This window comes from Nocardia sp. NPDC056611 (assembly GCF_042792755.1).
Taxonomy (GTDB): domain Bacteria; phylum Actinomycetota; class Actinomycetes; order Mycobacteriales; family Mycobacteriaceae; genus Nocardia.
The window spans coordinates 124400-148968 of the sequence record NZ_JBHTVV010000008.1; the positions used below are offsets into that span (position 1 = coordinate 124400).

The 24569-nt window shown below is 70.5% G+C and carries 22 protein-coding genes; 11 read left to right on the top strand and 11 right to left on the bottom strand.

Going from position 1 to position 24569, the window contains the following annotated elements; all coding sequences use genetic code 11:
• Nucleotides 1–131: 131 nt before the first annotated feature.
• The 6 genes from ACFRAQ_RS32440 to ACFRAQ_RS32465 form a co-directional block, all read right to left on the bottom strand.
• Nucleotides 132–2087: a peptidoglycan D,D-transpeptidase FtsI family protein gene (locus tag ACFRAQ_RS32440; protein WP_379106478.1), complete on the bottom strand. Its 1956-nt coding sequence runs from the start codon at nucleotides 2085–2087 to the stop codon at nucleotides 132–134.
• A gap of 46 nt (nucleotides 2088–2133) precedes the next feature.
• Nucleotides 2134–2817 (bottom strand): hypothetical protein, encoded by a 684-nt coding sequence (locus tag ACFRAQ_RS32445; RefSeq protein ID WP_379106480.1) that lies wholly within the window; start codon nucleotides 2815–2817, stop codon nucleotides 2134–2136.
• A 76-nt stretch (nucleotides 2818–2893) separates the two neighbouring features.
• A complete protein-coding gene (gene rsmH, locus ACFRAQ_RS32450) occupies nucleotides 2894–3874 on the bottom strand; it encodes a 16S rRNA (cytosine(1402)-N(4))-methyltransferase RsmH (protein WP_379106482.1) in 981 nt (326 codons plus the stop codon).
• 200 nt (nucleotides 3875–4074) lie between these two features.
• Nucleotides 4075–4506 carry a division/cell wall cluster transcriptional repressor MraZ gene (mraZ, locus tag ACFRAQ_RS32455; RefSeq protein WP_213560465.1) on the bottom strand — a complete coding sequence of 144 codons (432 nt, stop codon included), beginning with the start codon at nucleotides 4504–4506 and terminating at the stop codon, nucleotides 4075–4077.
• 460 nt (nucleotides 4507–4966) lie between these two features.
• A complete protein-coding gene (locus ACFRAQ_RS32460; protein WP_357286701.1) occupies nucleotides 4967–5392 on the bottom strand; it encodes a DUF3040 domain-containing protein in 426 nt (141 codons plus the stop codon).
• Nucleotides 5393–5517: 125 nt separating this feature from the next.
• On the bottom strand, nucleotides 5518–5958 hold the full coding sequence (locus tag ACFRAQ_RS32465) for an SAV_6107 family HEPN domain-containing protein (protein ID WP_379106485.1): 441 nt from the start codon (nucleotides 5956–5958) through the stop codon (nucleotides 5518–5520).
• 208 nt (nucleotides 5959–6166) lie between these two features.
• Between ACFRAQ_RS32465 and ACFRAQ_RS32470 the strand changes: the two genes are divergently transcribed.
• The 5 genes from ACFRAQ_RS32470 (at nucleotide 6167) to ACFRAQ_RS32490 (ending at nucleotide 11333) form a co-directional block, all read left to right on the top strand.
• A complete protein-coding gene (locus tag ACFRAQ_RS32470) occupies nucleotides 6167–6778 on the top strand; it encodes a GNAT family N-acetyltransferase (RefSeq protein WP_357095017.1) in 612 nt (203 codons plus the stop codon).
• Nucleotides 6775–8391, top strand: a complete 1617-nt coding sequence (locus ACFRAQ_RS32475) for a phytoene desaturase family protein (RefSeq protein WP_379106487.1) — start codon at nucleotides 6775–6777, stop codon at nucleotides 8389–8391. The genes ACFRAQ_RS32470 and ACFRAQ_RS32475 overlap by 4 nt, the downstream gene beginning before the upstream one ends.
• Before the next feature lie 193 nt (nucleotides 8392–8584).
• A complete protein-coding gene (locus ACFRAQ_RS32480) occupies nucleotides 8585–9409 on the top strand; it encodes a carotenoid biosynthesis protein (protein ID WP_379106490.1) in 825 nt (274 codons plus the stop codon).
• 21 nt (nucleotides 9410–9430) lie between these two features.
• Nucleotides 9431–10180: an LppM family (lipo)protein gene (locus ACFRAQ_RS32485; protein ID WP_379106492.1), complete on the top strand. Its 750-nt coding sequence runs from the start codon at nucleotides 9431–9433 to the stop codon at nucleotides 10178–10180.
• Nucleotides 10181–10190: 10 nt separating this feature from the next.
• Nucleotides 10191–11333: a glycosyltransferase gene (locus tag ACFRAQ_RS32490; protein ID WP_379106493.1), complete on the top strand. Its 1143-nt coding sequence runs from the start codon at nucleotides 10191–10193 to the stop codon at nucleotides 11331–11333.
• Nucleotides 11334–11342: 9 nt separating this feature from the next.
• On the opposite strand, the gene ACFRAQ_RS32495 is transcribed toward ACFRAQ_RS32490, so the two are convergent.
• The gene (locus ACFRAQ_RS32495; RefSeq protein WP_379106494.1) at nucleotides 11343–12230 is read right to left on the bottom strand and encodes a hypothetical protein; all 888 of its coding nucleotides are present in this window, start codon (nucleotides 12228–12230) and stop codon (nucleotides 11343–11345) included.
• 113 nt (nucleotides 12231–12343) lie between these two features.
• Nucleotides 12344–13342 (bottom strand): methylenetetrahydrofolate reductase, encoded by a 999-nt coding sequence (locus ACFRAQ_RS32500; RefSeq protein ID WP_357094999.1) that lies wholly within the window; start codon nucleotides 13340–13342, stop codon nucleotides 12344–12346.
• Nucleotides 13343–13556: 214 nt separating this feature from the next.
• Here ACFRAQ_RS32500 and ACFRAQ_RS32505 point away from each other — a divergent pair, with 214 nt between their 5' ends.
• The 4 genes from ACFRAQ_RS32505 to ACFRAQ_RS32520 all read left to right on the top strand — a co-directional run bounded on the left by ACFRAQ_RS32505 (nucleotide 13557) and on the right by ACFRAQ_RS32520 (nucleotide 19025).
• The gene (locus tag ACFRAQ_RS32505) at nucleotides 13557–14708 is read left to right on the top strand and encodes a polyprenyl synthetase family protein (protein WP_379106663.1); all 1152 of its coding nucleotides are present in this window, start codon (nucleotides 13557–13559) and stop codon (nucleotides 14706–14708) included.
• Between the two features lie 40 nt (nucleotides 14709–14748).
• Nucleotides 14749–16362: a phytoene desaturase family protein gene (gene crtI, locus ACFRAQ_RS32510; protein WP_379106497.1), complete on the top strand. Its 1614-nt coding sequence runs from the start codon at nucleotides 14749–14751 to the stop codon at nucleotides 16360–16362.
• Nucleotides 16363–16440: 78 nt separating this feature from the next.
• On the top strand, nucleotides 16441–18108 hold the full coding sequence (locus tag ACFRAQ_RS32515; protein ID WP_379106666.1) for an alpha-(1->6)-mannopyranosyltransferase A: 1668 nt from the start codon (nucleotides 16441–16443) through the stop codon (nucleotides 18106–18108).
• Nucleotides 18108–19025, top strand: coding sequence for a phytoene/squalene synthase family protein (locus ACFRAQ_RS32520; RefSeq protein WP_379106499.1), 918 nt, complete (start codon nucleotides 18108–18110; stop codon nucleotides 19023–19025). The genes ACFRAQ_RS32515 and ACFRAQ_RS32520 overlap by 1 nt, the downstream gene beginning before the upstream one ends.
• Nucleotides 19026–19047: 22 nt before the next feature.
• Here the strand turns inward: ACFRAQ_RS32520 and ACFRAQ_RS32525 are convergent, their stop codons facing one another.
• Nucleotides 19048–19416, bottom strand: a complete 369-nt coding sequence (locus ACFRAQ_RS32525) for an Rv2175c family DNA-binding protein (RefSeq protein ID WP_379106502.1) — start codon at nucleotides 19414–19416, stop codon at nucleotides 19048–19050.
• 108 nt (nucleotides 19417–19524) lie between these two features.
• On the opposite strand from ACFRAQ_RS32525, the gene pknB reads away from it, so the two are divergent.
• The gene (pknB, locus tag ACFRAQ_RS32530; protein WP_379106504.1) at nucleotides 19525–21552 is read left to right on the top strand and encodes a Stk1 family PASTA domain-containing Ser/Thr kinase; all 2028 of its coding nucleotides are present in this window, start codon (nucleotides 19525–19527) and stop codon (nucleotides 21550–21552) included.
• A 93-nt stretch (nucleotides 21553–21645) separates the two neighbouring features.
• On the opposite strand, the gene ACFRAQ_RS32535 is transcribed toward pknB, so the two are convergent.
• The gene (locus ACFRAQ_RS32535; RefSeq protein WP_357094978.1) at nucleotides 21646–23034 is read right to left on the bottom strand and encodes a class II 3-deoxy-7-phosphoheptulonate synthase; all 1389 of its coding nucleotides are present in this window, start codon (nucleotides 23032–23034) and stop codon (nucleotides 21646–21648) included.
• A gap of 152 nt (nucleotides 23035–23186) precedes the next feature.
• Here ACFRAQ_RS32535 and ACFRAQ_RS32540 point away from each other — a divergent pair, with 152 nt between their 5' ends.
• A complete protein-coding gene (locus tag ACFRAQ_RS32540; protein WP_379106508.1) occupies nucleotides 23187–23684 on the top strand; it encodes a polyadenylate-specific 3'-exoribonuclease AS in 498 nt (165 codons plus the stop codon).
• A gap of 75 nt (nucleotides 23685–23759) precedes the next feature.
• Here the strand turns inward: ACFRAQ_RS32540 and ACFRAQ_RS32545 are convergent, their stop codons facing one another.
• Nucleotides 23760–24485, bottom strand: coding sequence for a lysophospholipid acyltransferase family protein (locus ACFRAQ_RS32545; RefSeq protein WP_357094972.1), 726 nt, complete (start codon nucleotides 24483–24485; stop codon nucleotides 23760–23762).
• Nucleotides 24486–24569: the final 84 nt, after the last annotated feature.

Consider the following 24569-nt stretch of genomic DNA (forward strand, 5'->3'; position numbering starts at 1 on the left):
AGATCCGGACGACCGGATCGACGTGTCAGGTTACCTGTGTTCGATTGCCGTGCGATCGGCACGGCGCAGTTCGGTCACCCGCCGGTGGTGGTATCGGCGGCGGCGTGCGTCACGACCATTCGTTCCCTGCTCTAACTCGCCTGCAGAATCAGCTGTTTGGCGGGCGGTGACGGCGGGATCCGGTCCCGCTGCAGCAGCCACGACGCGATGCTGTGGAACAGGGGCGCGGCCGACCCGCCACCGCTGCCATCCGAGCTGCGCATGGGCGCGTCGAGCATCATGCCGATCACGTAGCGCGGATTGTCGGCGGGGGCCATGCCCGCGAAGGTGATCCAGTAGCGGTCGCTGGAGTAGCAGCGGCACTTGGGATCGATCTGCTGCGCGGTGCCGGTCTTGCCGGCGATCTGATAGCCCTCGATCGAGGCCGGGCCGCCGGTGCCGGACTGGACGCCGCGCGGATCCTTCTGCACCACGGCCTGGAACATCTGCTGCAGGGTCTTGGCGGTCTGCGGGCTCACGACCCTCACGCCCTCCGGCGGCTCCTCCTCGGTGCGCGCGCCGTCCGGGGAGATCTTGGCCTTCACGATGCGCGGCGGCATCCGCACGCCGTCGTTGGCGATGGCCTGGTACATGCCGGTCATCTGCAGGGTCGTCATCGAAAGACCCTGGCCGATGGGCAGGTTGGCGAAGGTCGAGCCCGACCACTGGTCACGCGCGGGCACCACGCCGCTGCTCTCGCCGGGCAGGCCGACGCCGGTGCGCTGACCCAGGCCGAACTTCTTGAGCATGTCGAAGTAGCGGTCCTCACCGACCCGCTGCGCCAGCATCAGGGTGCCCACGTTCGAGGACTTCCCGAAGACGCCGGTGGTCGTATAGGGGGCGACGCCGTGCTCCCAGGCGTCGTGCACGGTGACCCCGCCCATGAAGATGCTGCCCGGAACCTGGAGCACCTCATCGGGGTTGGTGAGGCCGTACTCGATGGCCGAGGCCGCGGTGACGATCTTGTTCACCGAGCCGGGCTCGTACACCTCCTGCACCGACGGATTGCCCAGATCGGTGGTGGACCAGAAGCGCGGTCCCATCGCCGGATTGAAGGTGTTGTCATTGGCCATGGCCAGCACCTGGCCGGTGTGCACGTCCAGCACCACCGCCGAGGCCGCGCTCGCGCCCGACAGATCCTTGGCCTGCTGCACCTGCTGCTGCACGTAGTACTGCAGATCCGAATCCAGGGTCAGCTCCACGCCGAAACCGTTCACCGCGGGCTGGCGGTCACGCCACGAACCCGGGATCACCGCGCCGTCGGAGCCGCGGTCGTAGGTCATCGAGCCGTCCGAACCGGCCAGCAGGGCGTCCATCGAGGACTCCAGGCCGATCTGCCCGTGCCCGTCCCAGCCGGTCGCGCCGATCACATTGGCGGCCAGCGCGCCACCCGGGTACTCACGCATGTCCTGGCGTTCGAGCCCGACCTCCGGGAACTTCAGCGTGATGTCGGCGGCGACCCGCGGATCCACGTTGCGCACCAGATAGACGAACGGCTCGTCGCTCTTCAGCTTGGCCAGGATGTCCTTCGCGGGAGCTTCCTTACCCAGCTTCTCGTGCAGGTACTTGGCGATGGCGGCGAGCCGGTCGTCGGGGTCCGGAGCGGTCTTCGGCTGCTTCTCGCGCTCGTCGGCCAGATCCTTGCGGACCCGCACCGGCTGGAAGGTCAACGCCTTGGCGGCGATGGTGAACGCCAGCGACTTCCCGTAGCGGTCGGTGATCGGCCCCCGGGTGGCGGGATCGGCCAGCTTCACGGTCCGCTGACTGGCCGCCTCCGCGGAGAGCTTCGGCGCGGAAATGCTCTGTACCCACAGCAATTGGATGGCGGCCACGACGATCGCCACCAGCATCACCAGCCGGCCCACCCCGAACCGGAACCGCGTACTCGAATCCAATCCCGGAGCCGGCCGCGGTCTGAACTGCCGGCCCGGCCCCGAACCCGCGCGGCCCGACCCGGACTTCGCCCGTGCGACGGCGGCGCGCCCCCGGCCGGAATCGGAACGGCCCCGGCCGGAATCACGCCCGCGCCCCGCGCGGGTAGGGCTCATCGACCATCCCCATTCACGGGCATCGTGGTCGGCCGCGACGGTTCGATCACCGCGGCACGCCGTTCGCCTGGACCGCCGGGTTCTGCGGCGTCGGAAGCGGGGACGCCGGAACGGGATTCGCGGCCGAGGTGGTCGGCGGGGCCGGGGTCGTCGTGGGCGGCGCCGCCGGGGTGGTGGGCACCGGGACGACCCGCTCACCCTGCGTCTGCGACTGCTTGGGCGGGGCCGCGGCCGGAGTGGTGTTCAGTGCGGGAGCCGGAGCGCCCTGCGCGGGCTGCGGATTGCCGACCACGGTCACCTGACCGTCGGGCGCGATGATCAGGCGGGCCGGATCCTTGGCCGGGATCATGCCGAGTTCGGCGGCACGCTGGGCCAATTCGGGCGCCGAGTCGGCCGCGGCCACCTCGCGCTGCAGCGCGTCCCGCTCGTCGGACAGCTTCTGATTGGCGCGGCGCTGATCGCCGAGCTGGTAGCTGTCCTCGGTGGCGCGGGTGGTGAGCAACAGCGTCAAGGCCAGACCACAGCCCAGCAGCGCGATGATGGTGGCCACGAAGGACATCCGCCCGCGCGGAATGGATTCACTGCGCCGGCCGCGGCGCATCCCGGGCAGCTCCACGCCGCCCTCGCGATTGCGGCGCCGGGCGTAGGCTCGTTGCGCCGCACCCGATTTGACCCGCTCGGCGGCCTGCACCCGGCGGGCCCCCCGGCTCACCTGCGTCTTGATCGTCATAGCGCGGCTCCGATCTCTCGGGTCGCGGCCCGGAACCGCCCGCCGCCCCCGCGCTGCCGCCTCCGCGCCTGACCACTCATGCCCTGTCCTCCCCTGCGATACGTTCCGCCGCCCGCATGCGCACCGGAGCGGCTCGCGGGTTCTCCTCGATCTCCTGCTCGGTCGCCTTCTCCGCACCGCGGGTCAGGATCTTGAATTCCGGTCCCATGCCGGGCAATTCGACCGGCAGGTCCAGGGGGGTGCGCGACGCCGACCGCTTGGCCAGCTCCACCTTCACCACCCGGTCCTCGAGGGACTGATAGCTCATCACCACGATGCGGCCGCCCGGGGCCAGCGCGTCCAGCGCGGCGGGCATCGCCGCCTCGAGCGATTCCAGCTCGCGGTTCACCTCCACCCGCAAAGCCTGGAAGGTGCGCTTGGCGGGATGCCCGCCGGTGCGCCGGGCCGCAGCCGGGATGGTGTCGTAGAGCAGCTCCACCAGCTGGGCGCTCGTGGTGAACGGGGTGCGCTGGCGCCGCCGCAGGATCTCCGAGGCGATCTTGCCCGCGAACCGTTCCTCGCCATAGGTTTTCAGCACCCGGGCCAGTTCGCCGTGACTGTAGGTATTGAGCACGTCGGCCGCGGTGGGGCCGGTGCTGGAGTCCATCCGCATGTCCAGCGGCGCATCCACCGAGTAGGCGAACCCGCGATCGGCCTCGTCCAGCTGCATGGAGGACACGCCCAGATCCATGAGAATGGCGCTGACCGAACCCTTTTCGGGCAGACCGGCCTGTTCGAGCGCGGCGGGGATCCCGTCATATCTGGTGTGCACCAGGGTGATCCGGTCCCGGAACGGCGCTAGTCGCTCCCCCGCCAGCCGCAGCGCGGCGGTGTCGCGATCCAGGCCGACGAGTCTGATGTTCGGGTAGGCGCGCAAGAAATGCTCGGCGTGACCGCCGAGACCGAGCGTGCAGTCCAGGTAGACGGCGCCCTCGGAATGCAGTGCGGGACCGAGGATTTCGTCGGCGCGATGCAGGAGAACCGGAACATGGCGGGGGCCGTCATTGCTCTGGTTCACCTAGGACCTCCCGGAATTCACTGCCTCACGTTCATTCGCACGGCCACATCGGATAGCGAGCGACGGCGGGCCTCTTCACAACGACCTTCGAATTAGGGCGAATGCCCCGTGGTCTCTGACCGAAGCACCGCACCTGGCGTTGGGGAAGTACGTCAGGGTCGGTGTCGGGCAGAGGCCGCAGGGCACTCGCCTCGCTAGGGCTAGAAGATCTCGCCCAGCGACTCGTCTCTGGCCTGCGAGTAGTCCTCCTCATGCTCGGCGAGGTAGGAATCCCACGCCGTCTTGTCCCATATCTCGAGGAAGTCGACCGAGCCGATCACCACGCAATCCTTGGAGAGATTCGCGTAGCGGCGATGCTCTGCCGACAGCATGATCCGGCCCTGTGCGTCCGGACGTTGCTCATCGCTGGAAGCCGCCAAGGCCCGGACGAATGCTCGGGCCTGCGGGTTCGATCGGGACGCGGCCGCGGCTCTCCGCGCGAGCGCGGTGAACTCGTCCTTGGGATAAACGGCAAGGCTGTGGTCCTGTCCCTTCGTGACCATCAACCCTCCCGCCAGCTCGTCCCGGAACTTCGCAGGCAACGTCAGTCGCCCTTTGTCGTCCAATCGAGGGGTATAGGTACCGAGAAACACGTCTCGACACCTCCTGCCGGATCACCCTCTCGACTGTCGGCCTCCTGTAGTGCGGGCTCCACATTACCCCACTTTCCCCCACTTTCAATCGAAAGCGCCGGTGATCTCGGTCCCCGCTTGGCGAACTTCGCAGGTCACACCAGCTATCACGATGGTGGGGAAGATTTCGCGCAGTTCCCCCGACACGCGCGACGCGCGCCGGCAGGCACCCGACAACCGCCAGCAAACCCGCAGATAGCGTGCATTTCCGGCACTTGTGGGGCGGGGTGGGGCACCCCCGTGGGGAGGTGTGGGGAATCGTGGCCGCCACCCGACACGCCGATCCCCGACCAACCAGAAACGCCGTGACGCCACACCTCAAATCGGTGTGGCGTCACGGCGTGTCGTGAAGATCTTCAGTTGGTCGATCGTGGTCCGCTACCGCGCGGGTCCGAAAGCACTCGACCGCACGGTAGCTCGGTCAACTGTCCTGTTCGAACCTCTTGCGGAACCGGTCCTCCATCCGCGCGGAGAACCCGCCCTGCTTGCGGGGCTTGCCGCGGCCGGCGCCGGGAGCGCCGCCCTGGCTGGGATGAGCGTCCGAGGCCCGACCGGCCGAACCGCCCATGCGGGGGCCACCGATCAGCAACAGCACACCCGCGCCGAACATGACGATGAAGCCGACGAGACTGATGATCGGGAAGCCGCCGGGCTTGAACGGAGCGGCGATGCCCGCCACCAAGAGAAACAGGCCGAGGACGAACAAGGCCGCCGCCTGGAGTCTGCGCCGACCGGTGGCAGAACGTAACCGCCCGCCCCGAACAGTCGAGGCGAACTTCGGATCCTCAGCATAGAGCGCGCTCTCGATCTGTTCGAGCATGCGCTGCTCGTGCTCGGAGAGTGGCACGGTACCTCCCCCGGCACTAGGTGGTGGCTGTCGCCTCCGGGTAGACGACGGGTAGCCGACCTTGGCGGCTATCTGCCACCAATAATACGAGTTCGATCAGAACCGGACCACCTACTCGCCGATACTCACGCCAGCATTCCGTTCACCCACCCTGAACTGGGCCGAAGCCGCGACGCGGCGGCCAGCAGATCCGCCACGTCGTGCAGGAATGCGCCTACCCGCGAAGCGAACTCGTCGGCGCGGTGGTCGTCGATGGGCCGGGACAGGCCCGCCTCGAGCGCCGCGCGGGTCTCGGACTGGCCGGTGAAATAGTCGGTCCACATGACGAATTCCGGTGCAGCGCGCTGCATCAGGACCCAGGCGTTGCGGGAGCGGGCCCGGGGCGCCCGGTCGGCCCCCGTCAGCGCCAGCACCGCGCCCGCCCCGCGTAGCGCGGCCAGGTAGGCGATGCGGAAACGCTCCGCCGGATCGCGTTCTCCCCGTGCCTCCGACAACAGCCCGTCGGCCTTGCGCAGCAGGTCGCCGGCGCGGCCCGGGTGGCCCGGACGTTCAGTTTTCCCGGTCATTTCGCGTACCTCCCCACTCGCACACCCGAATCACATCTATAAGGACAACGCGTCCCGATCAGGCATTTCACCCAACTCGATGATCGAACAGGCATTCGAAGGTTTCTGTTGGGTTTGAATATAGAGAGACCCACCGACAAGTTGAGACGCCCACCGTGGCGCTACTGTCGATCCATCCGTCCGCGCCAACGAGAGTTGCGTCCAGCCGATGACCGCAGTCACCCCCAAACCGACGCCGGCACCCGTCGTGGTCGACCTGTCGGCCGCGACCCTGCGGCACCGGCTGCACGACGCCCTGGCGGTCTACGTCGCGGCGATGGACTATCCCCGCGGCACCGAACACCAGCGCGCACCCATGTGGACCGAGCACACCACCCGCCCCGGATGGCAGGCCGTGGCCGCGGTGCTGCCCGACGACGACGGGCGCCTGGACCTGCGCACCGCGCCCATCGTGGCCATCGCCTACGGCTATCACGGCGCGCCGCACCAGTGGTGGCATCAGCAGGTGTACAGCGGCATGCGGCGCACCGGCTGGCCCGAATCCGGCGCGCGGGAACTGCTTTCGGACTACTTCGAGCTCACCGAACTCCACGTGCACCCCGCCGCGCAGGGTCGCGGACTCGGCGAGATCCTGCTCACCCGGCTGCTGCAGAACCGGCCCGAGCGCACCGTGCTGCTGTCCACCCCCGAGGTGGACCGCGAGGCCAACCGGGCCTGGCGGCTGTACCGGCGCCAGGGGTTCGGGGATGTGGTGCGGCACTTCATCTTCTCCGGCGACACCCGCCGGTTCGCGGTGCTCGGGCGGCGGCTGCCCCTGTGAGCGGGCGCGACAACGGTTCCCGCACAGTCGTAGTCGTCGGATCGGGGCACAACGCGCTGGTCGCGGCCTGCTACCTGGCCAAGGCCGGGCATCGGGTCGAGGTGCTCGAACGCGACACCGTGCTCGGCGGGGCCGTCTCCACCGTCGAACGGTTCCCCGGGCATCTGGTCGATCGGGGGTCCTCGGCGCACATCATGATCCGGCACACCGGGATCATCGAGGAGCTGGAGCTGGCCCGGTTCGGGCTGCGCTATATCGACTGCGACCCCTGGGCTTTCGCGCCCGCGCCCGCCGGGAGCGAGACGGCGCCCATCGTCTTCCACCGTGATCTGGACCGGACCTGCGCGTCCATCGCCGCCGCCTGCGGGCAGCGCGACGCCGACGCGTACCGGCGGTTCGCGACCGTGTGGGGTCCGCGCAGCGCACGGGTGATGCGGGCCTTCTCCGGCACCCCGACCGGCGGGCATCTGCTGAAGTCGTTCTGGGGCATGGATCCCCGCGAGGCGGCCGGGGCCACCGGGCGGGCCAGCGGCGGGGCCCTGTCCCGGGAGATGATGCAGAGCGGAGACGCGCTGCTGGACAGCCTGTTCGACAGCGAACGACTGAAGGCGGCGCTGGCCTGGTTCGGCGCGCAGTCCGGGCCGCCCATGTCCGAGCCCGGGTCCGCGCCCATGGTCGGGTTCGCGGCGCTCATGCACACCCTGCCGCCCGGGCGCGCGGTCGGCGGCAGCGGCGCGCTGAGCGCGGCACTGGTGGCGCGGCTGGAATCCGACGGCGGCGTCGTCTCCCCCGGCGACGCGGTGACCGCCCTGACCCGCCGCGGCGACCGGTGGGAGGTGCGCACCGCGAGCGGGCGAAACCTGTCCGCGGACACCGTGATCGCGGGCAGCCACATCCTCACCACTCTGAACCTGCTGGAACAGGGCGGATTCGACACCGCGACGATCGCCGACTGGCGACGCCGCATCCGGGTGGGACCCGGCATCGGCATGGTGGTGCGCGCCGCGATCAGCGAACTTCCCCGCTATCCCGGGGCCGAGACCGGCGAATCGGCGCACGGGCTGCAACTACTCGTCACCGACCGCCGCGAACTGCGCCGCGCCCACGGCGCGGCCCTGGCGGGCGACCTGCCGCCACGTCCGGTCGTCCTGGCCATGACCTTCAGCGCCCTGGACCCGAGCATCGCCCCCGCGGGTGAACACCAGGTCACCCTGTGGTCGCAGTGGCATCCCTACGATCTCGCCGACGGCAGCGACTGGTCCGCGCACGCCGAGACCGAGGCCGACCGCATCATCGCCGAAGTCGACGCCCTCGCACCGGGATTCGCCGACTCCATCACCCAGCGCTACGTCCAGACCCCCGCCGACCTGGAACGCGAGATGGGCCTGCTCGGCGGGAACGTCATGCACGTCGAGATGTCCATCGACCAGATGTTCATGTGGCGCCCCCTGCCCGAACTCGCCGATCAGCGCGTCCCCGGCGCCCCGGGCCTCTACCTCACCGGCGCCTCCACCCACCCGGGCGGCGGCGTCTCCGGCGCCAGCGGCCGCAGCGTGGCCCGCATCGTGGAGCGCGACCTACGCCCCCGCCGCCTGTTCTCGTTCCGGCGATGACCGACCCGGCGCTATCGGGCCACCGCTCAGCCGCCGAAACCGTTGCGGCCCAGCCCGCGACCGCGGCGGCGGGGCCGTGGGCCGCCGCGAATCCTGACGGCCCTGCCGCGGCGAACCGCCCCGCACGGGCACCGGCCGTCCGACACCGTGCCCGCCCGGGTGGCGGCGCCGTCCGACCGCGCGACGGTGCGTGATGACTGCGCTGGAACAGTTGAGGACGTCGGGCATCGAGCGGGCGACAGTTGTCGCTGCGGTGCCCGCGGTGTTGCTGGTCCTGATGCAGATCGCTTATCCGCTGGCGGACGGGGTGGGGCGGGATCGGGTGACCGTGGCGGTCGTGCTGCTCTCCGCCGCTACGGCGCTCGTGCACGCCGGAGTCACCCGGAACGTGTGCTGGGCGGCCGGGGTGCTGGCGATCGTGTCGGGGGTGGGGCTGGCGGCGGAGGTTGCGGGGACGGCCACCGGGATTCCGTTCGGCGGCTACGACTATGCGAGCGGGCGGCTGGGGCCCGAGGTATTCGGGGTGCCCGTGGTGGTTCCGCTGGCGTGGACGGGTGGGCTGTATCCGGTGTGGGTCGTGGCGGGGATGCTGGCGAAGGGTGTGGCCGGGCGGGTTTCGCTGACCGCGGCCGGGGCCGTCGGGTGGGATCTGTTCCTGGATCCGCAGATGGTGGCCGACGGGCAGTGGACATGGCGTTCGCCGATTCCCGGGCTGCCAGGGCTGGCGGAGATTCCGGTCAGTAACTATCTCGGCTGGTTCGCGGTGGCTGCGGTGATGGCCGGGCTGCTGGCGGGGTGGGATCGGACCGCGCCGGATTCGGGTGCGGCTCGGGTGGTTCCGGTGGCGGTGTTCGGGTGGACGTGGCTGGGGTCGACGCTGGCGCACGCGGTGTTCCTGGGGCTGCCGGTGTCGGCGGTGTACGGGTGCTGCGGGCTCGGGGTGCTGGGGATTCCGCTGGTTCGGGGGCTGAGGGCCCGTCGAATCACCCTGTGGCCCGGGACGCATGGCACGATGTGAGCCGTGCAGCCGAGTCCGAACATGTCGACAGCAGAGGGAACCCTCGAATCCGCCCCACCCCGGCGGCGATCGCGGCGATGGGTACGGACCGTGGCCGTCATCCTGTTCGCGGGGTTGGCGGTCCTGCTGACCGGGTGCCTGCGGGTACAGGTATCCATGGGCGTGTCCTCCAACGACCGGGTGTCCGGGCGCATCGTCGCCGCGGCCGTGCCCCAGCACGAGAAGGACAAGGGCCCGCAGCTCGTGGCCCCCGACGGCCTGTCCGGCAAGGTGCGGGTGGACTCCTACGCGCAGGACGGCTACGTCGGCAGCCAGGTGTACTTCGACGATCTCACCTTCGGTGAGGTGCAGCAGCTCGGCGGCCTGTCCGACCAGACCTCCGGCATGTTCAACCTGGTCTTCGCCCGCACCGGCGACCTGGTCACCCTGACCGGCCGGGTGGACCTGAAGTCGCTGCCGCCGCAGGGTTCCGACGTGCAGCTGACCGTCGCCTTCCCGGCGCGCGTCGCCACCACCAACGGCACCCGCGAGGGCGACTCGGTGGTCACCTGGAAGCTGCCGCCCGGCGATGTCAGCACACTGCGCGCCGAAGTCGGCTACGCGGACCCGAATACGCGGTCCTTCGCCGGCTGGGCGGGCATCGTCGGCGGCATCACCCTCGCGGTGGCGGCGGTGGTCGCGGTGCTGGCGTACATGACCCGCAACCCCGATCCGCCGGCCTACGTGCGTGCCGCGCGCTGGCTGCGCCCGGACCGCACCAACACGCGATAGCACACACCCTATGACTCTCGCCCCGAAGGCGGTGACGGCCGCGAGCGCCGTCGCCGCCTTCGGCGCCTCGGTGGCCCTCGCCAATCGCCTCACCCTCCCCCGGCTGCGGCGTGGCGGGCCCACCGTCATCGAACCGGTCACCGTCTGCGTCCCGGCCCGCGACGAGGCCGACCGGCTGCCCGAGCTCATCGCGGATCTGCGCGCCCAGCCCGATCTGCCGCGCCTGCGGGTCCTCGTGCTCGACGACGGCTCCACCGACGACACCTTCGAGGCGGCGCGCGCGGCCATCCGCGGCGACCACCGATTCCTGCTCTCCCGCAACGACACCGATCCGGCGCCCGGCTGGACCGGCAAGACCGCGGCCTGCGCCCGGCTGGCCGAACTCGCCGACACCACCGACGGCGTGCTGGTCTTCCTCGACGCCGACGTGCGGCTCGCGCCCGGCGCGCTGTCGGCCGCGGTCCGGGAACTGCGGTCGGCCCGAACCGATCTGCTCTGCCCGTGGCCCCGCCAGCTCGCGGTCTCCCCCGTCGAACGCCTCGTCCAGCCGCTGCTGTGCTGGTCGTGGGCCTCGACTCTGCCGGTCGCGCCGGCGAATCGGACCCGGCGGCCGTCGATGGCCGTGGCGTGCGGGCAGTTCCTGGTCTTCGACGCCGCCGCCTACCGGGCCGTCGGCGGGCACGCCGCGGTCGCGGACAGCGTCACCGAGGATCTGGCCATCGCCCGCGAGCTGCGGCGCGCGGGCCGGCCCACCACACTGATCGCGGCCGGGCCCCTCGCCGAGACCCGCATGTACCGGGACGCCGCCGAGGTGAGCGAGGGCTTCAGCCGCTGGCTGTGGTCGGCCTACGGCGGGCCCGCGGGCAGTCTCGCGGTCGGTTCGATTGCGGCGCTGGCCTTCTGGGTTCCACCCCTCGCGGCGGTGTGCGGGCGCGGACGCGTGCGCCGGATCGGACTGCTCGGCTATACCGCCGCCGTCACCGCCCGCCTGCTGGCCCGCTCCACCGAGAACGGCGGCCCGGTCGACGCCACGGATGCCCTTGCGGCACTGGCACACCCGTTCTCGGTCGCCGCCTACCTGGCCCTGTCGGCCCGGTCCCACCGCGCACATCGCACCCGCGCGCTGCGCTGGAAGGGCCGGACCGTCGGCTGAGAGTCCCGATCAGGGAACCGGCGTCATCCCGATGGTCGGCAGGAAGAAGCAGGTGGTGTCGCCATTGCGGACCGTGCCGAACATGGCCGCCAGCACCGTGCCCGACCCGGTGTTCACCGGAACCGCGCGGACGCCGCCGACCGGCAGGGCCGCGGTGAAGTAGTCGTGCACGGCCTGTTCGACCATGGGCCGCAACTCGTTCGGGACCTGCGGCGGGATCATGGCATTGAGCACCTGGTTCAGCGGGCCCATCGGCACCAGGCCGCCGCGGCCGGTGGTGGTGTTGAACCAGGCGACCTGCATCCCGGAGGTGTCCGCGCCGTCGGGGGCGATGCCGTAGGGCACGAACGCGAACATGGTCTGGCCCGCCTTGACGGCCGAAAGATCCAGGCCGGGAATGGAGATCGCGTAGTGCGGCCACGGGCCCGGGATGCTGCCCGCCATGGCGGGAGCCAGGCCCAGCGTGGTGCCGCCGAGGCAGAACGGCGCGGCGGTCGGGTACAGGAAGGGCTTGATGCCCAAGGTCTGGAGTCCTTCGACGGCCTGACCGTAGGCCGACAGCCAGTCCGTCGGAGCGGACGACGGCCCGGCGGCATCGGACCGGCCGGTGGTGTCCGGACGAGCCGCGGTGTCGGTGCGAGCCGAGGTATCAGGGCGAGCCGAGGTATCAGGGCGAGCGGTGGCGTCGGCGCGGCCGGTGGTCTCGTTCACCGCGGTGATGGCGGCCAGCGCGGCGGCGGCCTCGGGGCTCACCGCGGCGACGGTGGCGTCGCCGGTATCGGCTTGCGCCGGGGCCGCGGCGGCGGGTCCCGCCAGGGTTGCCGGTCCGGCGGCGGCGAGCACGGCGCAGGCGCTGACAGCGCCGGCCACCCGGACGATGTGGTGGAACACGGACATGAAGGGCTCCCCTCGAGGTCACGAGTCGTGAGGGGACGGTACTCCGCTGACCAGTGCATTCCGTTCATTTGCTCCGGCATGCCGGAGCCGATTCGCGGTGCGAACCGGTCCGTTCAGGCGTTGGCCGGCGCGGCCGAGACCGAATAGCCCAGGTTCGCCAGCACTTCGCTGGTTGCCTTGGCGAAATTCAGGGTGATGAAATGCAGGCAGGGCGCGCCCTCGGAGATCAGGCGTTGCGCCATCTCCGTGGCGATCTGGATGCCCTCGGCCCGGACCGCCGCGCGATCCTCCTCCGGCCCGGTGCCCGCGGCCTTGCGCAGCCGCTCGATCACCTTCGCCGGGAGCGGACGCCCCGACAGCTCCTCCGCGCGCTCGACCGTGCGCAGGGAGGTGACCGGCATGAGCTCGGGAATGATCGGCTTGGCGCCCTCGATCGGATCGGCCGCGATGGCCCGATCCCGCAGGCGCAGATAGTGATCCACGTCGAAGAACATCTGGGTGATCGAATACTCCGCGCCCGCGCGCAGTTTCGACACCAGGAAGCGGGTGTCGTCGTCGAGGTCGGTGGAGCGCGGGTGGCCCTGCGGGAACGAGGCGACACCCACGTGGAAGTCGCCCAGGTCGCGCACGATGCGCACCAACTCCTCGGCGTACTCGACGCCCTCGGGGTGCTTGAGCCACTCGCCCAGCACGTCGCCCGGCGGATCGCCGCGCAGCACCAGCAGATTGCGGATGCCCGAGTCGGCGTACGCGCCGACGATGGAGCGCAGTTCGGCGACCGAGTGGTCCACCGCGGTCAGGTGGGCGACGGTCAGCAGCGTGGTCTCGCGCGCCAGCTCGCCGGTGACCCGGATGGTGCGGTCGCGGGTGGAGCCGCCCGCGCCGTAGGTCATCGACACGAACGCCGGATGCAGCCGCTCGAACTCGCGGGCGGCCCGCCACAGGCGCGCCTCGCCGGCGGCGTCACGCGGCGGATTGAACTCGACCGAGAACGGAACCGACCCATCGGGACGTGGGCCCAGCTGCTGCACCACGGAGCGAGTTCCGGACACATGAGGTGTGCGGGAAACTCGGCCAGGGGTCGAATATCCCCGTACATTGTCGAAACTCACGCCAGTATTTTACGGGTCCGCGCCCGAGCCCCGGACCCCGACCTGTGCCTATCCCAGCAGGTGGGACCGACCGGGCCCGACCGATTCCCGGCCGCGACCCGGTGGTCGGTAGAGTCGGGGCGAACCCCGCGCGCGGACCTGACGCCCGCGCGATCGGGCCGGTCATAAGGGCGTTCGCCATCGTCGCACGCGCGCCGGGACCGATCATCGGGGAATCGCGCTCGCGCCGCGCCGCGCACTCACCAAGGAGGCTCCCCTGTCCGCCGGACCCGGTACCCCCACCCGCCACCCGGTCGGCGCGGGATCGCTCGTCGCCGCCGTGGAGGACCGTCTCACCGCCTTCTTCCGCACCCGGGAACCGATCGTCGAGCCCCTCGGCCCGGTCTTCGTGGACGCGGCCGCGGCCCTGGAGAACTTCGTCATTCGCGGCGGCAAGCGCACCCGCCCCGCCTTCGCCTGGACCGGCTGGCTGGGCGCGGGCCGCAGCCCCGAGGACCCGGACGCCGACGCGGTGCTCACCGCCTGCTCGGCACTGGAACTGGTGCAGGCGTGCGCACTCATCCACGACGACATCATCGACTCCTCGCGCACCCGGCGCGGCTTCCCGACCGTGCACGTGGAGTACGAACAGCGGCACCGGGATCAGCACTGGACGGGTGACGCCGACCACTACGGCGTCAGCGTCGCCGTCCTCATCGGCGACCTGGCCCTGGCCTGGGCCGACGACATGACCCGCGACGCCGGGCTGCCCGCCGACGCCGCCGCCCGCTTCGCCCCGGTCTGGGCGGCCATGCGCACCGAGGTGCTGGGCGGCCAGCTGCTCGACATCCACGGCGAGTCCGCGGGCGACGAGTCGGTGGAGGCCGCGCTGCGGATCAACCGGTTCAAGACCGCCGCCTACACCATCGAACGCCCGCTGCACATGGGCGCGGCGCTGGCCGGGGCCTCCCCCGACGTGATCGCCGCCTACCGCGAATTCGGCACCGATATCGGCATCGCCTTCCAGCTGCGCGACGACCTGCTCGGCGTGTTCGGCGATCCGGCCGTCACCGGCAAGCCGTCCGGCGACGACCTGCGCGAGGGCAAGCACACCGTGCTCATCGCCGAGGCCCTGCAACGCGCCGACGCCACCGCGCCAGCCACCGCCGCGCTCATCCGCACCAGCCTCGGCACCGACCTCAGCGCCGAGCAGGTCGCCGAATTGCGCACGGCCCTCACCGAACTCGGCGCGGTCGACGCCGTCGAGCAGCGCATCGCCTCGCTCACCGAGCAGGCCCTGACCGCGCTGGACGCCAGCACCGTGACACCGGAGGCGGCCCGGCAGCTGCGCGGCATGGCTCTCTCGGCCACCGCGCGGCACTACTGACGCCGGATCCGACCGACAGCACGGGCCGCAGGAGGGTGGCATGAAAACAGTTGCGGGACCGACCGATCGGGTGGTCGTGGTCGGCGCGGGACTGTCCGGGCTGTCCGCGGCGCTGCACCTGCTGGCGGCCGGGCGGCGGGTGACCGTGCTCGAACGCGATGACCGCCCCGGCGGACGGGTCGGGTCCTACAGCGGGCCGGACTACGAGATCGACTCCGGGGCGACGATTCTCACGCTGCCCGAACTCATCGACGAGGCGCTCGGCGTGGTCGGGCACACCCGGGAATCGGTCGGCCTGACGATCCTCGACATGGCCCCGGCCTACCGGGCGCGATTCGCCGACGGCACCCGCATCGGCGTCTACTCCGACGAGGAGCGCATGGCCGAAGAAGTCGCGCGGGTGCGCGGGCCCGCCACGGCCCGCCGCTACCGGCGGCTGCGCGGCTGGCTGAAAGGCGTGTACGAGGCCGAGTTCCGGCAGTTCATGGACACCAATTTCGAGTCGCCCCTGGACATGGTGCGGATTCCGGAGAAGCGGACCGCACTGGCGCGGCTCGTGCGGCTCGGCGCCTTCGGGCGACTCGGCCCCCAGGTCGGTCGCGTGATCCGGGATCCGGACATCGCCCGGCTGTTCAGCTTCCAAGCCCTCTTCGCGGGCATGGCTCCGAACCGGGCGCTCGGTGTCTACGGCGCGATCCCGTACATGGACACCTGCCTGGGCGTCACCTACCCCGAGGGCGGCATGCGGGCCATCGCCGCGGCGCTGGGCCGCGCGTTCACCGCCGCCGGCGGGACCCTCGAACTGAACGCCGAGGTGATCGGCGTCGACTACACGGGCCGCCGCGCCACCGCCGTGCACACCGCCGACGGCCGCGTCTTCGACTGCGACGCCCTGGTGGTGACCGCCGACATCGGGTCGCTGACCCGGTTCGGGCTGCGGCATCGCCGCGGACTGCGGGCCTCCCCGTCCGCGGTGGTCGCGCACGGCACCATTCCCGCGGAGGTGGCGGCCACCTGGCCGGTGCAGGCGCACCACACCATCGACTTCGGCGCGGAGTGGGACCGGACCTTCGCCGAGATCGCCGCCCGGCGCGGCCGCGGCGCGCTGATGAGCGACCCGTCGCTGCTGCTCACCCGCCCCGCCCTCACCGATCCGACCCTCTACATCGACCGCCCCGAACAGCACATCGACGCCGAGGGCCACCTGCGCGACAGGGTCCGCTACGAACCGCTCTCGCTGCTCGCCCCCTGCCCGAACCTGGATGCCGCGCCACTGGCCTGGGACGAACTCGGCCCGCACTACCTGCGCGAACTGCTCCAGATCCTGGAAACGCGCGGCTACCAAGGCATTTCGCGGTACTTCCGGGTCGACCACCTCGACACCCCACGCACCTGGCGGGCCAAGGGCATGCTCGCGGGCACCCCGTTCTCGGCCGCGCACCTGTTCCGGCAGACCGGGCCGTTCCGGACCCGGAACCTGGTGGCCGGTCGCGCGAATGTCGTTCTCGCAGGCTCGGGCACCGTGCCCGGCGTCGGCGTGCCGACCGTGCTGCTTTCGGGCAGACTGGCGGCGGCACGCATCACGGGTGACGTACGACATGCCGGTATCGGATCCGCCGACACCGGGGCGGTGGCGTCCGCGCACACGCACTAGACTGACCGCGTCCTGAACCAACGCGGCTGCCGCCGCTGACCTTTCCGGGGGGAACGACCGCCTATGCCGACCCCCGATATGGACGCAGCCACCCCCGGCACCGGCGCTGTCGCCACGCGTCCGGCCGACGCCCCGAGCGCCGCCGAAGCCGCGGACCCGGACGCTCCGTCTCCGAGCGCCCGGATGAACTGGCAAACCCGGGTGCGCCACGCCGCCGACTTCGCCCGCACTCCCGAGGGACACGCGGCCACGCTCGGCTTCTTCGGCGCCCTGCTGATCACCTTCGGCGGCTTCGGCGCGGGCGGCGTGCGGCGCAGCGACCCGTTGCTCGAGGTCATGCACCTGTCGTGGCTGCGGTTCGGGCACGGCCTGGTGCTGTCGTCGATGTTCGTGTGGCTCGGCGTGATCGCCATGATCACCGCGTGGGTCCGGCTGGGGCGCATCGTGATCGGCGGCCAGCCCGGCGCCGCGGTCACCCTCAACGAACTGCGCGGCATCGTCGGCGTCTGGACCTTCCCGCTGCTGTTCGCGGTCCCCATGTTCAGCCGCGACGCCTACTCCTATCTGGCGCAGGGCGCGATGCTGCGCGACAACATCAACCCGTACCTGTACGGGCCGGTGGAGTTGAAGGCCAACGCCGCGGTCCTGCTCGACAATGTCAGCCCCGTCTGGACCACCACCACCGCGCCCTACGGGCCGGTCTTCCTGCTCATCGGGCGGGCCATCACCACCATCACCGGCGACAACGTGGTGGCCGGAACCATCGCGCTGCGGCTGGTCATGCTGCCCGGGCTGGCGCTCATGGTGTGGGCGGTCCCGCACCTGACCAAGCATCTGGGCGGCAAGCCCACCACCGCGCTGTGGCTGGCCGTCCTCAACCCGCTGGTGCTCGTCCACCTCATCGGCGGCGTGCACAACGAGATGCTGATGGTCGGCCTGATGGCCGCGGGCATCGCGCTGGTGCTCGAACACCATCACGCCGCGGGCATCGTGGTGGTCGCCATCGGCGTGGCCGTGAAGGCGACCGCGGGCGTGGCGCTGCCATTCCTGGTGTGGATCTGGGTGATTCACGAACGCGAACGCCGCGCCGCCCAGCACGAGGGCGAACTGCCGCATCCGCTGCGCACCTTCGCCAAGATCGGCGCGCTGGGTGTGGCGGTGTTCGCGGCCGTGTTCGCCGTCGCCACCGTCGCGACCGGGCTGCGCGATCACCAGATCGGCTGGCTCACCGCGCTGTCGGGCTCCAAGAAGATCATCAACTGGCTCTCGCTGCCGACCATCATGGCCCACGTCGTCACCTGGGTGACGCCGCTGCCGATGGACAAGGTGCTGCCGTGGACGCGCATGCTGTGCGCGATCGCCATGGTCGCCATCCTGGTGTGGGCCTGGTGGCGGTTCAAGAACAGCGAGAAGGAGGCCGTGCTCGGCATTCTGGTCGCGTTCGTGGCCATCGTGATCCTGTCCCCCGCCGCGCTGCCCTGGTACTACTCGTGGCCGCTGGCCCTGGCCGCGGGCTTCGCGCTCTCCACCCGGACATTGCAGGTCCTCGTCGGGCTGTGTACCTGGCTCATGCTGATCTTCCAGCCCGACGGCGCACCCGTGTCCGACTATGTGCACGGCACCCTCGCGATCGTCGCCGCCGTGGTGGCGGCGGTTTCGCTGTGCAAGGTGGATCCGCTGAAACTGCGTGCCGGACGCCCGCATTCCGATCAGCTCGGCGGCGCGCCCGCGCCCAGCCCCGCGTGATGCTGGACCGCGCCTACCGCGACTGCCGCCGCATCGCCGCCGCCCACGGACGCACCTACTTCCTCGCGACCCGGCTGCTGGAACCCGAGCGAAGACCGGCCGTGCACGCGCTGTACGCGTTCGCCCGCCTGGTCGACGACGTCGTCGACGCGAGCGACGCGCCCAGCCGCGCCGCCGAATCCGCGGCCCGGCTCGACCGGATCGAACACGAACTGCGGGCCCGCCTGGCCGACGCGCCCACCGCACCGGGCGACAGCCGCGAACAGCGGGTGCTGCTCGCGGTCTCCGACACCATCCGCCGGTACTCGATTGCCGCCGAACACTTCTGGGTGTTCCTCGACTCCATGCGCATGGACATTCCGGGCGCGCCCCAATACCGCGACCGCTACCCCACGATGGGCGAGCTCGAGGACTACATGCGCGGCTCGGCGGCCGCCATCGGGCTGCAACTGCTGCCGGTGCTGGGCACCGTCGTCCCGGTCGCCGAGGCCGAACCGGCCGCGGCCGCGCTCGGGGAGGCCTTCCAGCTCACCAACTTCCTGCGCGACGTCGGCGAGGATCTGGGCCGCGGCCGGGTGTACCTGCCCGCCGACGAACTGGCGGCCTTCGGCGTGGACGACGAATTGCTGTTCCACTGCCGCGAATCCGGTCGGACCGAGCCGCGGGTGCGGCGTGCGCTGGCGCATCTGATCGCGGTCAACAGGGGTGTCTACCGTCGCGCGACCCCCGGCATCGAGCTGCTGGCCCCGCGCGTGCGCCCGGCCATCCGGACGGCGGCCACGCTCTACGGCGGCATCCTCGACGAGATCGAGCGCGCCGACTACGCGGTCTTCACGAGCCGCGCGGTCGTCCCCCAGCATCGCCGGCTCCGGGTCGCGGCACGCGAATTGGTCGCGGCCAGTCCCCTCGGGAACTGACCGCGTCCGCGGTCGATCTATGTCAGAAGGGATCCGCGGCGGCGCGGCGGATCACTTCGCGGGCCAGCGGCCCGTGGATGGCGTCGATGGGACGGCCGGGCAGGGTCTCGTCCTCGGTGTAGATCCACTCGAGGATTTCCTCGTCGGTGTACTTGCCGTCACGCATGACCGTGAACAGACCGGTCAGGTGCTTGGCGATAGCGCCGGTGGAGTCGAAGAACTCCTTCGGGACACCGGCGATACCGTCCCGGCGGACCGCGATGATCTGATGGTCACGCAGCATCTGATGGACCCGGGTCACCACCATGCCCAGCTGCTCGGCCACGTCGGGCAGCGGGATCAGGGTCACCGAATCCGGCAGGACGTCTTCGCTGCAAGGAAAGGCACTCACGCCGACCACGGTAGTCTCTCGCGTCGCCACAGTCGCATCACACCCCGACGCGGCTACCATCGGGTGAGCCGCGCTGGGCGGCATTGACGAAAATCGGAAGGGTCGCAGTTGATCGGCCAGATGCTGGAAGGGCGCTACCGCATCGACGCGCCGATCGCGCGTGGCGGTATGTCCATGGTGTTCCGGGGGGTGGACACCCGGTTGGACCGACCGGTCGCCATCAAGGTGATGGACCCGAAGTTCGCCTCCGACCCGCAATTCCTCACCCGCTTCGAACTCGAGGCGAGAGCGGTGGCCAAGCTCAAACACCCCTCCCTGGTGGCGGTCTACGACCAGGGCGTGGACGGTGACCACCCGTTCCTCATCATGGAACTGGTCGAGGGCGGCACCCTGCGCGAACTGCTGCGCGAACGCGGCCCCATGCCCCCGCACGCGGTGCGCGCCGTCGCCGAACCCGTGCTCTACGCCATCGGCGTGGCCCACGCGGCCGGGCTGGTGCACCGCGACATCAAGCCGGAGAACGTGCTCATCTCCGACTCCGGCGAGGTGAAGATCGCCGACTTCGGTCTGGTGCGCGCCGTCGCCGAGGCCAAGATCACCTCCGACAGCGTCATTCTCGGCACCGCCGCCTACCTCTCCCCCGAGCAGGTCACCAGCGGCAGCGCCGACGCCCGCAGCGACGTCTACTCCGCGGGCATCCTGATCTTCGAAATGCTCACCGGCCGAACCCCGTTCACCGGCGACAACTCGCTCTCGATCGCCCTGCAGCGGGTCGAGAAGGACGTGCCCGCGCCCGGCCGCCTGATCGGCGGCGTGCCCGCCGAGATCGACGAACTGGTCGCGCACGCCACCGCCCGCGAACCCATGCACCGGTTCTCCAACGCCACCGAGATGGCCGACGAACTGCGCCGCGTGGCCCGCGAACTGCAACTGCCGGACTACCGGGTGCCCGCGCCGACCGAATCCGCCGAGCACCTCAGCGCCAAGTACCGCGTCGGGCCCACGCCCGCCCCGCGCGGCCCCGTGCATCCCCCGTCGCGGCCAATTCCGGGCGCGGCGGACCAGACCACCCGGTTCCAGGCCGACGCCACCACGAGGCTCCCGGCCGACCCGCCGACCGTGTTCGCGCCACCCCAGCAGCCCCAGCACACCCGGGTCATGACCGCGGCGCGCGAGATCCCGGCCGAGTACCGGCAGCACGACTACGCCCCGCCGCCGGGCCCCCAGCACCCCGGCTCGGATCTGATCGAGGATCGCGGCAAGTCGCGGCGCCGGGTCGTCGTGTGGCTGAGCATCGTGGTCGCGCTGGCGGTGCTGCTGGGCATCGGCGGCTGGTGGCTGGGCGTCGGGCGCTATTCGCCGGTGCCCACGATCGCCGGCATGGACACCCAGAAAGCGGTCTCCACGCTCCAGGACGCGGGCTTCACCACCGAGACCCGCAACAAGCCCTCCGACATGATCCCGGTCGGCAATGTGGTCGGCACCGATCCGCCCGCCGGCACCCGCGTCACCAAGGGCTCCCTGGTCGCGGTGCTGGTCTCCAGCGGCAAGCCGAAGGTTCCGGACGTGAGCCCCGGCCAGGACCTCAGCTCGGTCAACAAGGCCATCAGAGACGCCGGGCTCACCCCCGTGGACGCGGGCGAAGTGGGCAGTAGCGCACCGAAAGGCTCGCTCGCCAAGGTGGATCCGGCGCCCGGCACCGTCCTCCCGGCCAACGGCCAGGTGAAGGTCTACCGCAGCAAGGGATCCCTGCCGGTGAAGGTGCCGGACCTGCGCGGCAAGACGCAGGAGGAGGCCAAGATCGCCCTGCAGAAGGCCGGGCTGACCGTCAGCTCCACTCGCGAGCAGTTCGATCCGAAGATCAAGTCCGGTCAGGTGATCGGCACCGATCCGGCCGCGGGCGCCAGCGCCGAATCCGGCACCGGCGTGGTCCTCATCGTCAACAGCGCCCTCGACATGCCGAATCTGCTGGGCGCCAATGTCGGTACCGCGCGCGGCAAGCTCCAGCAAATGGGGCTGTCGGTCACCGTGCGCCAGCTGGCCAGCAATGACAGCTCGATCGTCATCTCGCAGAGCATCGCCCCCGGCGACGCGGTCGAACCCGGTTCCACCGTCACCATCGTGGCGATACCGTAACCGCTCGTAGCGCACGACAGCACTCAGAGAGCTCGGAAAACGAAGGAGCCCGAACCGCTTTCGCGGTCCGGGCTCATTTCATACATCCGCCCTCTAGCGCAGCATCTCCGCGACCAGGAAGGCCAGTTCGAGGGACTGCTGGGTGTTCAGGCGCGGGTCGCACGCGGTCTCGTAGCGCTCCTCCAGGTTGAGGTCCGAGATGTCCTGCGCGCCGCCGAGGCATTCGGTCACGTTCTCACCGGTGAGCTCGATGTGCAGGCCGCCCGGGTGGGTGCCCAGCGCGTGGTGCACCTCGAAGAAGCCCTGCACCTCGTCGACGATGCGGTCGAAGTGGCGGGTCTTGTAACCGGTGGACGCCTCGTGGGTGTTGCCGTGCATGGGGTCGCACTGCCAGATCACCTGGTGGCCGGTGGCCTGCACCTTCTCGATGATCGGGGGCAGCACGTCGCGGACCTTCTGGTTGCCCATGCGGGCCACGATGGTCAGGCGGCCGGGCTCGTTGTTGGGGTCCAGGCGCTCGACGTACTCCACGGCCTGCTGCGGCGTGGTGCTCGGGCCGATCTTGAGGCCGATCGGGTTGGCGATCAGCTCGGCGAACCCGACGTGCGCGCCGTCGAGCTGCCGGGTGCGCTCACCGATCCACAGGAAGTGCGCCGACAGGTCGTAGAGCACCGGCTCCCCGGTGACGGGGTGCTCGCTCAGGCGCAGCATGGCCCGCTCGTAGTCGAGCACCAGCGCCTCGTGGCTGGCGTAGAGGCGGGCGCTGGACAGGTTCGGGTCGTTGACCCGGCAGGCCTTCATGAACGCCAGCGCGCGGTCGATCTCGGTGGCCATCTGCTCGTAGCGGGCCCCGGCCGGGGACTGCGCCACGAACTCGCGGTTCCAGTCGTGCACCTTGTGCAGATCGGCCATTCCGGCCGAGGTCAGCGAACGCACCAGGTTCATCGCCGCGGAGGCGTTGGCGTAGGCGCGGACCAGGCGCGACGGGTCGTGCTCGCGCAGCCCGGCGTCGGCGACCAGCGAGTTCACCATGTCGCCGCGGTAGGACTTGAGGCCCAGCGAATCGACGTCGGCGGAACGGGGTTTGGCGTACTGGCCCGCGATGCGGGCCACCTTCACCACGGGCAGGCTCGCGCCGTAGGTGAGCACCACCGCCATCTGCAGCAGGGTGCGGATATTGCCGCGGATGTGGGGTTCGGTGTTGTCGGCGAAGGTCTCCGCGCAGTCACCACCCTGCATGAGGAAAGCCTCGCCGCGCGCTACCTCGGCTAAGCGTAGGCGCAGTTCCTCGACCTCGGCGGGCACGCAGATCGGCGGCACGCTCTCGAGGACGGTGCGCATCTTCTCGGCCTGCTCGGGATCCCAGGACGGCTGCTGCAGGGCCGGTCGGGCGAGCGCCTCGTCGAGACGCCGACGGAGCTCGTCAGGCAGCGGAGGAAGTTCCGGCAAGCGATCGATCGGTACGTCGACGGTCCAGTTCACGGTTTCAGAATACGGATTGCTCCGGATGAACCGGACTACCCCCAGGGCTTGAATTGCTCACACCGCGCTCGGACCGCGTGGCGCCGCCGCCTAGGCTGGGACCGGATTGCCCGGAAGCATCCCGGACCCGAGCTGAGGAGAGACCCATCTCATTGCGGTACTTTTACGATTCGGAATTCATCGAGGACGGCACCGTCATCGACCTCGTCTCCATCGCGGTGGTCTGTGAGGACGGACGCGAGTTCTACGCGGTCTCCACCGAATTCGACCCCGAGAAGGCCGGCCCGTTCGTCCGCCGCAATGTGCTGCCGAAGCTACCGGCGCCGTCCTCGCCGCTATGGCGTTCCCGTCAGCGCATCCGCGACGACCTCTACAAGTTCCTGGTCCCGCGCCCCGGCGTGGAACCCGAACTGTGGGCCTGGGTCGGTGCCTACGACCACGTCGCACTGTGCCAGCTGTGGGGTTCCATGGTGGACCTGCCCAACGCGCTGCCCCGCTACACCAACGAACTGCGCCAGCACTGGGACCAGCACGGCCGCCCGCCGCTGCCGCCGGTGCCGAAGGACGCGCACGACGCGCTGGCCGACGCCCGCCACAACCTCGCGAAGTTCGAGGCCATCGAAGCCCACCGGCGCCTGCAGGCGGTCTGAGCCGCGATACCGGGCAGACGAAAGGCCCCGGGAGACTTGGTCTCCCGGGGCCTTTTCCGGTTCCAGCCGACGGGACTAGCTCGCCAGGGTCTCCGGGACGCGGTCGGCGTCGGGGCGGCTGCCCGAGGGCACGCCCTTCTTCAGGCTCGCGGCGTAGACGTCCACGTACTCCTGGTCGCCCATCCGCATCAGCTCGTACATGATCTCGTCGGTGACGGCGCGCTCGACGAAGCGGTTGCCGCCCATGCCCTCGTAGCGCGAGAAGTCGATGGGCGCACCGAACTTCACGGTCACCTTGCGCGGCCGCCAGCGGAACGGACCGGGCGGGCACACCTCGTCGGTGCCGATCAGGGCGACCGGGATCACCGGCACTCCGGTCTCCAGGGCGAGGCGTGCCACACCGGTCTTGCCCTTGTAGAGGCGGCCGTCGGGCGAACGAGTGCCCTCGGGGTACAGGCCGACCAGGCGGCCCTCACCGAGCAGCTTGCGCGCGGTGTTGAGCGCCGACTCGGCGGCGTCCGCACCGGAACGATCGATGGGGTACTGGCCGGTGCCGGAGAAGAAGAACTTCTGCAGCCGACCCTTGAGACCGGGGGTGGTGAAGTATTCGGCCTTGGCCAGGTAGGTGATCCGGCGAGGGCTCATCAGCGGGGTGAACAGCCAGTCGGTGAACGACAGGTGGTTGCCGGCCAGAATGGCCGCACCCTTCGGGGGAATGTTCTCGACGCCCTCGACCTCGGGCCGGTTGATGAGATGCATCAGTGGCCCTACCAAGACGAACTTCAGCAGCCAGTAGAACATTGCGTCCTTTCCCCTGTTTTCGATACCCGGGACCGGCCTCATTGCGGGCACCACACTCGCTTGCCTACCCTACCGCTGAGACCT

Coding starts and splice junctions, on each gene's coding strand:
- ACFRAQ_RS32440 (WP_379106478.1), bottom strand. CDS start 2,087: ATGAGCCCTACCCGCGCGGGGCGCGGGCGTGATTCCGGCCGGGGCCGT.
- ACFRAQ_RS32445 (WP_379106480.1), bottom strand. CDS start 2,817: ATGACGATCAAGACGCAGGTGAGCCGGGGGGCCCGCCGGGTGCAGGCC.
- ACFRAQ_RS32465 (WP_379106485.1), bottom strand. CDS start 5,958: ATGACCGGGAAAACTGAACGTCCGGGCCACCCGGGCCGCGCCGGCGAC.
- ACFRAQ_RS32470 (WP_357095017.1), top strand. CDS start 6,167: ATGACCGCAGTCACCCCCAAACCGACGCCGGCACCCGTCGTGGTCGAC.
- ACFRAQ_RS32480 (WP_379106490.1), top strand. CDS start 8,585: ATGACTGCGCTGGAACAGTTGAGGACGTCGGGCATCGAGCGGGCGACA.
- ACFRAQ_RS32485 (WP_379106492.1), top strand. CDS start 9,431: ATGTCGACAGCAGAGGGAACCCTCGAATCCGCCCCACCCCGGCGGCGA.
- ACFRAQ_RS32490 (WP_379106493.1), top strand. CDS start 10,191: ATGACTCTCGCCCCGAAGGCGGTGACGGCCGCGAGCGCCGTCGCCGCC.
- ACFRAQ_RS32495 (WP_379106494.1), bottom strand. CDS start 12,230: ATGTCCGTGTTCCACCACATCGTCCGGGTGGCCGGCGCTGTCAGCGCC.
- crtI (WP_379106497.1), top strand. CDS start 14,749: ATGAAAACAGTTGCGGGACCGACCGATCGGGTGGTCGTGGTCGGCGCG.
- ACFRAQ_RS32515 (WP_379106666.1), top strand. CDS start 16,441: ATGGACGCAGCCACCCCCGGCACCGGCGCTGTCGCCACGCGTCCGGCC.
- ACFRAQ_RS32520 (WP_379106499.1), top strand. CDS start 18,108: ATGCTGGACCGCGCCTACCGCGACTGCCGCCGCATCGCCGCCGCCCAC.
- ACFRAQ_RS32545 (WP_357094972.1), bottom strand. CDS start 24,485: ATGTTCTACTGGCTGCTGAAGTTCGTCTTGGTAGGGCCACTGATGCAT.